Origin of the sequence: Paenibacillus sp. FSL M7-1046, assembly GCF_038007405.1 — a bacterium.
Classification (GTDB): domain Bacteria; phylum Bacillota; class Bacilli; order Paenibacillales; family Paenibacillaceae; genus Paenibacillus_AQ.
This window is the reverse complement of record NZ_JBBOXB010000001.1, coordinates 2,685,576-2,697,757: the sequence shown is the minus strand read 5'-3', so window position 1 is coordinate 2,697,757 and position 12,182 is coordinate 2,685,576. Positions and strand designations below refer to the sequence as shown.

9 protein-coding genes are annotated in these 12,182 nt (G+C 51.5%); 5 read left to right on the top strand and 4 right to left on the bottom strand.

The annotated features are described in order from the left end of the window. Window positions 1-11: 11 nt before the first annotated feature. Both NYE29_RS11815 and NYE29_RS11810 read right to left on the bottom strand, forming a co-directional pair. Complete coding sequence (locus NYE29_RS11815) at window positions 12-614, bottom strand: flavin reductase family protein (protein WP_076111007.1); 603 nt, start codon at window positions 612-614, stop codon at window positions 12-14. A 15-nt stretch (window positions 615-629) separates the two neighbouring features. Further along, window positions 630-1,520 carry a DMT family transporter gene (locus tag NYE29_RS11810; protein ID WP_076111005.1) on the bottom strand — a complete coding sequence of 297 codons (891 nt, stop codon included), beginning with the start codon at window positions 1,518-1,520 and terminating at the stop codon, window positions 630-632. Window positions 1,521-1,616: 96 nt separating this feature from the next. Between NYE29_RS11810 and NYE29_RS11805 the strand changes: the two genes are divergently transcribed. Both NYE29_RS11805 and NYE29_RS11800 read left to right on the top strand, forming a co-directional pair. After that, window positions 1,617-2,504 (top strand): LysR family transcriptional regulator, encoded by an 888-nt coding sequence (locus NYE29_RS11805; RefSeq protein ID WP_076111004.1) that lies wholly within the window; start codon window positions 1,617-1,619, stop codon window positions 2,502-2,504. Window positions 2,505-2,543: 39 nt separating this feature from the next. Continuing rightward, on the top strand, window positions 2,544-3,518 hold the full coding sequence (locus NYE29_RS11800; protein ID WP_076111003.1) for an aldo/keto reductase: 975 nt from the start codon (window positions 2,544-2,546) through the stop codon (window positions 3,516-3,518). 87 nt (window positions 3,519-3,605) lie between these two features. Here NYE29_RS11800 and hcp read toward each other — a convergent pair whose 3' ends face one another. Then, window positions 3,606-5,258, bottom strand: a complete 1,653-nt coding sequence (hcp, locus tag NYE29_RS11795) for a hydroxylamine reductase (RefSeq protein WP_076111002.1) — start codon at window positions 5,256-5,258, stop codon at window positions 3,606-3,608. Window positions 5,259-5,401: 143 nt separating this feature from the next. Between hcp and NYE29_RS11790 the strand changes: the two genes are divergently transcribed. Further along, window positions 5,402-6,109 carry a Crp/Fnr family transcriptional regulator gene (locus tag NYE29_RS11790; protein ID WP_076111001.1) on the top strand — a complete coding sequence of 236 codons (708 nt, stop codon included), beginning with the start codon at window positions 5,402-5,404 and terminating at the stop codon, window positions 6,107-6,109. A gap of 74 nt (window positions 6,110-6,183) precedes the next feature. Further along, on the top strand, window positions 6,184-7,575 hold the full coding sequence (locus NYE29_RS11785) for an aldehyde dehydrogenase (protein ID WP_076111000.1): 1,392 nt from the start codon (window positions 6,184-6,186) through the stop codon (window positions 7,573-7,575). Window positions 7,576-7,645: 70 nt separating this feature from the next. Here NYE29_RS11785 and NYE29_RS11780 read toward each other — a convergent pair whose 3' ends face one another. After that, a complete protein-coding gene (locus NYE29_RS11780) occupies window positions 7,646-10,606 on the bottom strand; it encodes an ABC transporter substrate binding protein (RefSeq protein WP_340896096.1) in 2,961 nt (986 codons plus the stop codon). Window positions 10,607-11,107: 501 nt separating this feature from the next. Between NYE29_RS11780 and NYE29_RS11775 the strand changes: the two genes are divergently transcribed. Further along, window positions 11,108-12,085 carry a LacI family DNA-binding transcriptional regulator gene (locus tag NYE29_RS11775; protein ID WP_340896094.1) on the top strand — a complete coding sequence of 326 codons (978 nt, stop codon included), beginning with the start codon at window positions 11,108-11,110 and terminating at the stop codon, window positions 12,083-12,085. Window positions 12,086-12,182: the final 97 nt, after the last annotated feature.

The window sequence follows — 12,182 nt, the reverse complement described above, 5'->3', positions numbered from 1 at the left end:
ACCCAGCCTAATCAAGGTTCATACTGAGGTCTGTCCAGCTCGAACGTCCGGCCAATTGCTGCATAAGACGCGCCGGCCAGACGGCTGACCGGCTTCAGCTTGCCGACATCAATTCGGCCGTTATGAATCAGCTCATCCTCTACATGAAAACCTAGAACTTCGCCGATAACCATATCGCAATGCCCGAGCTCCACAAGCTGCACCAGCCGGCATTCCATCGCAATCTTGCATTCCTGTACGCGCGGGACCTTGACAGCTTGTCCGGGTACCGCCGTCAGCCCGGCCAGCTCAAGTTCGCTGATTCCGCCGGGTGCATTGATTGAGGTATGGTTGACTGCAGCGATATTATCCTCATCGACGATATGGACCACAAATTCCTTATTCGCGGCTATATTGCGCGGCGTATGCTTCATTTCTCCGTCTGCTTTGCGGACACAGGAGAACATGACCATAGGCGGATCATCATTTACAATATTAAAAAAGCTGAACGGGGCGGCATTCACGATCCCCGCTTCATCCACCGAGGTTACAAAGGCAATCGGCCTGGGCACAATGCTGCCGATCAGCAGCTTATAATTATCATGTGCTGTTTGTCCATCCGTCTGAATATACATGATTATCCCCCTGTCTTAACTTGTCAGCCGCCGTGCGGCCCGGCCTATCTTAACATTCACCAGAATAATGCTGCTTACGATCAGCAGCATACCCACTACCAGATTCAGCGTAATGCGCTCATTTAATAATACTACACTTGACCCGATTGAGATCAGCGGAATCAGGAAGGTGAATGAACCGACCTTGCTGGCCTCTCCTTCATTGATCAGCTTGAAATAAACCATCCAACCCAGCGCAATGACGAACACCGAAATGAACAATGTGTTCACGATAAAGGCGCTGTTCCACGTAATATCGGACCAGCTCTCCACAGCCGAACCGGCAGCCAGCAAAATGACACCCCCAATCATGATCTGCATTGCCGTCATCCACAGCATATCTACCCGCACCGCATTTCGTTTCGTATACACCGTCGCCAAGGCCCAGCTTAGCGCGCTGGCCAGGGCAAGCCCTACGCCCAAGGCGGAGATGCTTCCGGTAAAGCCGCCAATGCTGAGCGCAGCTACCCCGAGAAAACCAAGCAGCAAGCCGAACATCTTCATTCCATACATACGCTCACCCAGCCAGATCCAGGCAAAGATACCGAGCAGCACAGGCTGCAGAAAGACGATGGCCGAGAACAGCCCTGAGGGCATATACTGCAGGCCGATCGTCTGGAACCCGTAATAGAAAACGATGCTGAGAAAGGCCGAAGTCAGATAGACCGGCCAAAGCTTGCTGAAATGAAGGGCCTTCCTTTTAGGAAGCGCAGCAACAATGAGGATCACCCCGGCAATAACCGTACGGATTCCGGCAAACAACAAGGGCGGAGCGTAGGCTAGAGCAATCTTGGACAGCGGCCAATTGATCCCCCAGACAATAACCAGAAATATAAGCAAAGCAATGTTTTTCTTCCGCTGCTGCATCTCATCACCCCTTGTTCTATTTTCATTCCAAATGATACAATAAGCACAGTCATAATTGAAATGAATTATATTCATGAGGGGCATACCAGATTCGATATGAACAACAATCAAATTCGTCTATTCGTCAAAATCGCTGAGAGCGGCAGCTTCACCAAAGCCGGGCTGGCACTGAACATGACCCAGCCTGCGGTCAGCCGGGCCATCTCCGCGCTAGAGTCTGAGCTTGCAGTGAAGCTGCTGCTGCGCGACCGGCGCAGTGGGCTGATGCTCACTGATATCGGCAAGCGCGTTCTGATTATTTTTCGGGAAATTCTAAATGGGTTTGACAAGGTTGAGCAGGAAATCTCCGCTGAGAAGGGCCTGGAGAAGGGGCTCATCCGCATTGGGGCCTTTCCGGTGGCGTCTGCTTATTTTGTCCCCAAAATCATCCGTTCCATTACCGAGAAATATCCCGAGATTGAGATTGTTCTCTATGAAGGTTCGGTTGCCGAGGTCAAGGAATGGCTGGAGACCCGGTTTATTGATGTCGGCTTCATTATTCCCCCGCAAGAAGAGTTTGCCACAATTCCGCTCTACCGGGAGAAACTGTACGCAGTGCTTCCTGGCGATCATCCGCTCCGTGAGAAGCATGTCATCTGTGTCAAGGATCTGGAAGACGAGCCGATGCTGATCTGCCGGGCAGGTTATGAGCCTCCGGTCGTTGATTTATTCCAGCGGGGAGGTAGTAAGCTGAATGTGAAATACGAAGTGAACAGCTACATGACCGCACTCAATATGGTTAAGGAGGGGCTGGCTGTTGGTGTCATGTCGCAGCTGTCCCTGCTGTCTCCGCCGCCGAATGTGATCATAAAGGAGCTGGCCCCCGATGCTTACCGGGATATCCATCTCGCCGTCCATACACTGGAGGAGACCTCGATTGCCGTCCGCTTATTTATGGACACTGCACTGCAGCTGTTCTCCGGGGCAGAACTGTCTGTGCTTTGACGAAGTACACCACTATGCTGAACAAGAGGAGTGAACCACTTGAAATATCACCGTTTGGGTAACAGCGGGCTGCAGGTCTCCGCACTGGGTCTGGGGACCAATTCCTTTGGCAAAAGAGCCGATCAGGAGACCTCCATAGATATCGTCCATGCCGCGCTCGATCAAGGCATTAACTTTATCGATACCGCCAATATTTATGCCGGCACCGAATCGGAGCGGATCATCGGACTGGCGCTGGAGGGCAGACGTCAAAGCGCTGTTCTCGCTACCAAAGCAGGCCTTCCGAGACACGAAGGTCCTAACGGCAGCGGCTCTTCCCGCCATCACCTGATGCTGGAGCTGGAAGGCAGCCTGCGCCGCCTGAAGACCGATTATGTAGACTTATATCAGATCCATACCTTTGATCCCTATACACCGCTGGAGGAAACGCTGCGGACCCTTGATGATATGGTATCCGCGGGCAAAGTCCGCTATATCGGGGCCTCCAATTATGCAGCCTGGGAGTTAATGAAGGCGCTGGGCATCAGCGAGGCGCGGAATCTGGTCAAATATACCTCGATTCAGTGCAGCTACTCCCTGGCTGACCGGACGCCGGAGGCCGAACTGGTTCCACTCTGCCTGGATCAAGGACTCGGGATTATCCCCTACTTCCCGCTTGCCGGGGGCATTCTTACCGGCAAATATGCCGGTGAAGGCGCACCGCCGGAAGGCTCCAGAGCCGAAACCGATCCAAACTTCGGCCGCTTCCTTACCCCCGGCCGGATTGAGCTGGGGAACCGGGTCGGCCGGATTGCCGAAGAAACCGGCGCCTCTATGGCTGCACTGTCCCTGGCCTGGCTGATGAGCAAACCGGCTGTATCCACGGTGATTGTCGGAGCCACCCGTGTGGAGCAGGTGCAGCAGAATCTGCAAAGCGTTGCCCTCCAGCCGGATGCTGAGCTCATGGACAAGCTGGATCAGGCCAGCGGCACCTTCCGCAGCGGCGAGCCGTTCGCGGTGTACCGCCTGCCATAGCAGTTATCCGTAAATAAACAGAATGGGGGTACTTCTCATAGCAATGAGAAGTACCCCTATTTTCATATGGCACAAATGGCCATCCAGTTATACAGCTGCGATAAATTTCTCCATATCTTCTTGTACAGTTGTAATGCCGCTGATACCAAAAGTATCGACTAGCACCTTGGCTACATTCGGTGACAGGAAGGCCGGAAGTGTAGGTCCGAGGTGAATATCCTTCACACCCAGATACAGCAGTGCCAAGAGTACAATTACCGCCTTCTGCTCATACCAGGCAATATTGTAGGAGATAGGCAGATCGTTAATATCCTCAAGTCCGAATACTTCCTTGAGCTTCAGGGCAATCACGACAAGCGAGTAGGAATCATTGCATTGGCCGGCATCCAGTACACGCGGAATCCCTCCGATGTCGCCAAGCGCAAGCTTATTATACTTGTACTTCGCACAGCCTGCCGTAAGAATCACGGTGTCTCCCGGCAGTTCGGCAGCGAAATCGGTATAATAATTGCGGCTCTTCATCCGGCCGTCACAGCCGGCCATTACGAAGAACTGCTTGATGGCACCGGTCTGAACGGCCTCAACCACCTGATCGGCTACATTCATTACGGCCGCGTGGGCAAATCCGCCGACAATCTCGCCGGTTTCGATCTCTTCCGGAACCGCACAGCCTTTGGCCTGCTCAATGATAGCGGAGAAGTCCTTCGCTCCATTGGCATCCGCCGAAATATGCTGCACTCCCGGGAAACCGGTATTGCCCGTAGTATACAAACGGCCGATATAACTCTCCTTCGGCGGCACAATGCAGTTCGTCGTCATGAGAATCGGTCCGTTGAAGCTTTCAAATTCCTCCGCCTGTTTCCACCAGGCATTGCCGTAGTTGCCCACGAAATGGCTGTATTTCTTAAAAGCAGGATAATAATGTGCCGGCAGCATCTCGCTGTGTGTATACACATCCACTCCGGTGCCATCGGTCTGCTTCAGCAGCGCTTCCATATCCTTCAAGTCATGCCCGCTGATCAGAATCCCCGGATTCCGGCCTACACCGATATTCACCTTGGTGATTTCCGGGTTGCCATAGGTCGTTGTATTAGCCCGGTCAAGCAAAGCCATCACATCGACACCCAGCTTGCCGCACTCCATCACAAGTGCAGTCAGTTCATCCGCCGTGAGTGTATCATCCAGAGTCGCCACCAGACCTTTTTCCATAAAAGCATGTGCGCCTTCGTCGTAATAGCCCAGCACTGCGGCATGCTCCATATACGCCGCCATTCCCTTCAGCCCGTAGGTCAGCAGTTCACGCAGGGAACGGATATCCTCATTCTCCGTGGACAGAACTCCTACCGTCTCCGCCTTCACCTGCAGTGCCTCATCGGTATCTGCTGTCCAAAGAGCTGCATCATGCCCGGCATAAGGAACCTCTACTCCGGCTGCCTGCAATTTACCGCTCCACTGGCCGCGAAGGATCAACCCCTCTTCGATTCTGGCAATGAAAGCTTCAGGCATGAAATTAGCATTGGTTATTGTAGCGAACATACTCTCTATAATAAATTTCTCCGTGGTAGAGTCAGTCATTCCAAGCTCCCGGCCCCGGCGTGCAAAGATAGAAATCCCCTTCAATGTGTAGATCAGCAGATCCTGAAGATTTGCCACATCGCTAGTTTTCCCGCAGACTCCCTGAATTGTACAGCCCGATCCTTTAGCCGCTTCCTGACATTGAAAACAAAACATATTGCTCATTGCACGTTCACTCCTTTAATAGGTATAGGCTACCAACAGGACTCCGTTCGCCCCGCCTTTACAGTTAAGGCTAATTGTAGTAGACTTTCGCCATACAATCGGTAACGGATGTTACCAGATGCTATAAATTTGGAGGAAATGCTATGAAACCGGAGCCCGCCGTACTGCAATCCTGCCTGCTGTTCCGCGGGAAAACCGTGAAGGAAATCGAAGCGGTGCTGCAAAAAATAACCTATACCGTAAGCAGCTTTCATAAGAATTCACTGATCTTGGCGGAAGGTGATACTGCGGACAAACTCGGCATTGTGCTTGAAGGACGGATTGAGGTTCAGAAAACCCATCCTACCGGCAGCAGTGTAACCATTGCCCATCTAAATCAGGGACAGACCATTGGCGAAGCGGTGTTGTTCCGCAGAGAAAATATAGTTCCGGCTACTGTTACAGCCACAGGCCCCTGCTCCGTCATGTTTATCGGCAAGCAGGAGCTGCTCCGGTTGTTCACCACAGACACGGACATGCTCACACGTTTCATTGAGAATCTGTCGGAGCGCCTGGTGCTGGTCAACCGGAAGATCGAAATATTGTCAGCCGGCCCTCTGCGGCGGCGGGTGATCAGCTTTTTGTTGGAGCAAGCAGCTCAGCAAGCCTCCGAGGTCATCCGGCTGCCCTTCAGCAGAAAAGAATGGGCGGAGCATTTGAATACGGCCCGCCCGTCACTATCCCGTGAAATGGGCTATCTGCGCGATACCGGCTGGATTCATTTCAAAGGCAGCAGCATTACGCTGCTGAATATGATGGCTATGAACGACTACATCCGCACCGTCCCTTCGGCTCCCGGCCAGGATAAGTAATTCCTGCCGGAAGCTATTCTCGGGGATACACGAACACATCTATATCTACACATCATGTATTGGAGGGTTCACTTATGTCGGAGTTAACAGCCCAAAGCGTTGAACAGATGCTGGCCGGGCACAGTGAGTGGTTTCACAGCGGGGCTACGAAGGAGCTTGCCTTCCGGATTCGCCAGCTGCAGAAGCTGAAAGATGCCATCCGCCGCAATGAAACGAAAATTATCGCGGCCCTGCATCAGGATCTGCGCAAGAGCGAATTTGAAGCCTATGCGACGGAAATCGGCTTCACGCTGGACAGCATTGGATATATGATGAAGCATCTGAAACGTTGGATGAAGCCGGTCAAGGTTAAATCCCCGCTGCATATATTTCCGGCCAAAAGCCGGATCCTCAGCGAGCCCTACGGAACCGTGCTCATTATCGGCCCCTTCAATTATCCGTTTCAGCTGCTGATCGAGCCGCTCATCGGGGCCATTGCCGCCGGCAACTGCGCCGTACTGAAGCCCTCGGAGAGTACCCCGGCCATTACCGCCGTTATTGAGGAAATGATCAGGGAAACCTTTGAACCCGCCTATATCCGTGTGATTCAAGGCGAGAAAGAAGCCACCAATCTGCTGATTCATGCCAAATTCGATTATATTTTCTTCACCGGAAGTGTCCCTGTCGGCAAAATAGTCATGGAAGCCGCAGCCAAAAATCTGGTGCCGGTAACACTGGAGCTGGGCGGTAAAAGTCCGGTCATTGTCGATAAAAGCGCCAATCTGGAGATAGCAGCCAAACGAATTGTCTGGGGTAAGCTTATCAATGTGGGCCAGACCTGTATTGCCCCGGATTATCTGCTCGTCCACAACGATGTGGCATCCCAGCTGATCACCTTAATGAAACGTTATATTCAGGAGTTTTATGGCCAGGATGCTCAGCAGAATCCGGATTACGGGCGGATTGTGAATGACCGCCAGCTGCGCAGAATTGCCGGAATGATTCAGCGGGACCAATCGAAGGTCATTATGGGCGGCACCGTTGTGCCGGAGGATCTGTACATAGAACCTACACTGCTCTATCCTGCGGATTGGAAGGATGCGGCCATGGAGGACGAGATTTTCGGGCCTATACTTCCCATTATGGAATATACCCTGCTGGACGAAGCCATCCGCAGCATCAATGAGCGTCCCAAGCCGCTCGCCCTCTATCTGTTCACCGAAGACAAACAGGCTGAACAGGAGGTGCTGGCCAGAGTTTCATTCGGCGGAGGCTGCATCAATGATACGATTACCCATGTAGCCAGCACACATCTGCCATTTGGAGGAGTGGGAGGCTCCGGCATCGGCGGATATCACGGCAAGCATAGCTTTGATCTCTTTTCCCACCGCAAGAGCATTGTAAAAAGAGGGACAAAGCTTGACCTCGGGGTTGTCTATCCGCCATACGGCAATAAGGTCAAGCTGGCGCGGAGATTGCTGAAATAGAGTGCAGCGATTGGCAAAAGACAGCAGAAAAGGATACCGCCCTGTTCGGGGACCGGTATCCTTCGCTCCATTACCCCGCTCTTCTGCCCTCCACCCAACTGGCTACGTCTTTTTCCGGTATGGGTCTGCTGATGAAGTAGCCCTGGATCTTGTCACAGCTTGTACGCTCCAGAAAAGCCAGCTGCTCCCGGGTTTCCACCCCTTCTGCGGTCACCTTCAGCCCCATATCATGACCGATGGTTACGATGGATCGGGCCAGTGACATATTGTTCGGTGTATCAATGCTGTCAATAAACGACTTATCAATCTTCAGCGTAGTGATCGGCAGCTGCTTCAAATAGCTAAGCGAGGAATATCCTGTTCCGAAGTCATCCAGGGCAATGCCGATTCCCCGTTCTTTCAGCGATTCCAGCTTCGAACTGATCGCCTCGAAGGATTCCATGAAGATCGACTCGGTAATCTCCAGCTCCAAATATTCCGGCGGCAATCCGGTCTCCTTCAGAATCCCCAGCACCATATCGGTGAAATCATCCAGCATCAGCTGGATCACCGATATATTCACCGAGATATGGTAGCCCTCATAACCTTCTGTATGCAGCTCTTTAATGAACCGGCAGGCCGCCCGGAGCACCCATTCACCGATCGGGACAATCAACCGGCAGTCTTCAGCGATTTTGATGAACGAAAGCGGCGATACAAAACCAAGCACCGGACTGTTCCAGCGGATCAGAGCCTCGAAGCCCCAGATTCCGCCTGAGGCGGTATCCACCAGCGGCTGATAATGAAGCGAAAGCTCATTATTCGAAATGGCATTTCTCAAGTGCTTCTCAATGATCATCCGTTCGTCAAAATGCTGCTGCATCGCCTGTCCGTATAATACATACGTCCCTTTGCCGGCTTCCTTCGCTTTATACATGGCAATATCGGCATTTTTCAAAAGCTCTTCAGCATTGATCCCATTCTCCGGATACTGGGCAATACCAATACTGGTCGAGATGTGAACGACGCTGGCATTCAGCTGGAAGGGCTCCTTAAAACCCTGCACAAGCGCTTGTGCATAGGAGATGACCTCATCCGATCCCTTGATATTCTCGAACAGTATCACAAACTCGTCGCCCCCGAAACGGAAATACTTGCTGCGTCCGTCCGACAAGCCCAGCAGCCGTTCACCGACCTTGACCAGCAGCTCGTCGCCAAACGTGTGACCCATCGTATCATTTATATATTTGAAATTATCAATATCCAGAAAGAACAAGGCTGCATGCCCTCCTGCGTGTTCCTTGATAAACTTCTGCAGCTCCTCGGAAAGGGACAGCCGGTTCGGCAGACCGCTTAAGACATCGTTATAGGCCAGCAGCCGGTATTTCTCTTCGCTGGTCTGCAGCAGTGCCTGATTCTCGACCACTTTGTTATATTGCTCCAGCAGCTCATCCTGCAGTGCCGTAAGCTCCTCATAGGTCGACTCCAGTTCCTGATAGCTCATTTGGAGCTTGCTCTCATAACCTTTGCGGTCCGTAACATCAACCATAGAGCCGGAAAAACGGACAAAACCGCCGTCCGCATTGCGCAGCACCTTGCCCCGGGCCTGAAACCATTTATATTCGCCTGATTTGCTCTGCATCCGGTATTCGCAGTAATAGTAGGAGCTTTTGCCCTGCAGATGCTCAGTGCGCAGGCGGTTCTCATGTTCTGCGTCCTCTGGATGGATAAGAGTTCTCCAACCTCCATGGCTCTCGTCCGCTTCATCCCGCTCATAGCCGAGCAGCTCATACCAGCTGTCCGAGAAGTAGTAGATCATCGTGGTCATGTCCACATCCCAGATTACCGCATCCGCACCATAGGCAGCCAAACTGAAGCGTTCATTGCTTTTTTCCAGGTTGCTTCGGATTCGCTTGACCAATTGCACGTAGAATAGGAGGATGAGAATAAAGGCCAGCAGAACGGCGAATGCCGCGACAATGCTCAGTACAAGCTTTTTATAGGATTGATAGAAGGAAAAGGGCTTGTTAATGACTTCGCTGCCTTCCGGCAGCTGCTTCAGGGAAACGTTGAAATGCTGCAATTCCTTATAGTCAAAAACCTTTCTCACAGCGCTGTCCGAGACAATAGGGATTTCTCCCGCATTTTCTCCTTCCAGAATTTGCAGAGCCAGGCTGGCTGCAGTTTGCCCCTGAATTTTGCCGCTAATCAGATTTCCGCCGAAGGCCCCGTGATTCAGGCTAAAATCATAAATATGATATACCGGCACACTGCTGCTCTCGCTAAGCTCGCTTGAGAACCGGTCAAATTCAGTAATTCTTCCCGTTGTATCACTGTAGTATGTAGTCATAAGAACCATGCTGTCTGATGAAAGGGTGGATACTTGATCTATGATTTGTTCATTGGAGAGGCTGTTCATCGGGAAGACCTGGAGCCCCCGCTCCAGAGACAGGATCTGTTCACTGACCATTTTACCCGTGGAGAGCCCGCTTTCGGAATTGTCGAATACGATGTACACCTTACGGATCGATGGATTGATCTTCAGCGCCATTCGTATCGTTTCTGTAGGATCGATCTTTTCGATGACTCCGGTGATGTTGCGCTTGTCCGCTATACTGTCCACACCGAGCTGATTAATCCCGCTGAACACGATGGGTGCATCGTTCAGGATTTCCTTGCGGTACTTAATAGCGAAGTTCATGGCAGCATCGTCCGTAACGATAATCGCATCGATATGAAGAGCTTGATATTTGAACTTGATCATCTGGTAGAAGTGCTCGAGGTTGTCATTGCTGGGGAATCGTTTCCAGTCCATATACTCCGTGTAGATAACCGGCGGATTAGCTGCTCCTTTAAGCTGCTCTTCAATGCCCGCACCCTGGTCATCTGTCCAGGCAAAGCCCTTCTGATAGGAATGCAGGACAAGCACATTCTGAGCGCGCCGTTCTTCGCTGCTGGCGGACACCGGCTGATACAATGCCGTGCTGAGCATAATAAATAAAAGCAAAAACAAGCCATACCGTAACCTGCGCTGAATTTTCCCCTTGCCCATTAGCACACTCCCATTCATCTATCCCAAACATCCCAAAATCAGAAACGGGGAAATTCGATAATTTCTATTAAAAGCGTATGGATCCATTATGATTGGGCTTTGCTATTTATCTATAAGATTAATAGAGTAATATCAGTTGAACTAAAGAACTACCCAGAGGCAAAAGCAGCGGAGGGGAAGTTTGGAACTGTAGGAGCGATAGCGACCGCCTTTGTCTACGGATTTCAACCGCAAATAGCGGTATAAATCAAGAAATCTGTAGACAACAGCGGCCGGAAGTCCAAACATTCACCGCAGTTGCGTTCTATGCCGGATCGGTAAGTCTAAAGTTCAACTCATATAGTAAATAAAATTAATTACAATTTATGACGTTTTTCTTCTTATTATATGGGGAAAGTCTAATTTTTGAAACATAAATAGAAGGTACATCCCTTCATGGACAGTCCCTTGCATCCAAGTTAGAATGAGTGTGCAAAGACCCGCCAAGACAGGAGGTTCCACATGCCTACAATTAAAGACGTTGCGCTGAAGGCAGGCGTTTCGGTGACAACCGTCTCCCGGGTGCTGAACAACAGGGGGTACTTAAGCGAGGATCTGAAGAAAAAGGTCTACAGCGCGATGGATGACCTCAATTACCGGCCAAACGAACTCGCCCGCTCGCTCAGCCGCTCCAAATCAAATATTATCGGGCTGATTATCCCCCATGTCTCTCATCCGTTCTTCGGGGAATTGACCAGCCATATCGAGGAGCATGCCTACCGGAACGGCTATAAGCTGCTGCTCTGCAACTCGCAACAGGACAAACATAAAGAACTCGAATATATCGATATGCTTCGCGCAAGCCGGGTCGACGGCATTATTATGGGCAGTCACACCCTGGAAGTTGAGGCCTACCGGCAAATGAATCTGCCGCTCGTCACCTTTGACCGCAGAATATCGCCGGAAATTCCTTATGTCTGCTCCGATAACTATCGGGGCGGGGTGCTGGCTACTACCTTATTGATTAATAAAGGCTGCCGCAGGCTCGCCCATATCGGTGGGCATCCCGAGCTGAACATCCTGTCTGTGCTAAGATCCGAAGCCTTTGCGGATACCGCCCGGCAGCATAACCTCCCGCATACCTTGCTGCATACGGATAATAACAGCTTTGATGTCGGAGCTTATGAGCGGCTGCTTGCGCAGCTGTTCAACGAACAGCCCGATGTGGACGGCATCTTTGCAGGCAGCGATTTGATTGCAGCTTATGCGCTTAAGGCTTGCCGGGAGCGGGGATTGCAGGTGCCTGAGGATGTGCGGATTGTAGGATATGACGGCATTGCCCTGCGCAGCCTGCTGGCTCTGCCGCTCAGCACCATCCGCCAGCCCATTGAAGATATGGGCAAACTTGCTGTTGATTTGATCATTCAGCAGGTCCACGGCGGTGCCGTCCACGCAGAATACATATTGCCGGTTGAGCTGGAGGAAGGCGCTACAACTTGAGTATGCGTAAAATCCAAAGCATGAATTTTTAGTTGTACAAATTGCAACTACCCCGAGGAAAATCTTCCCCGATCAGGATGCAATGTCATTTACTGCA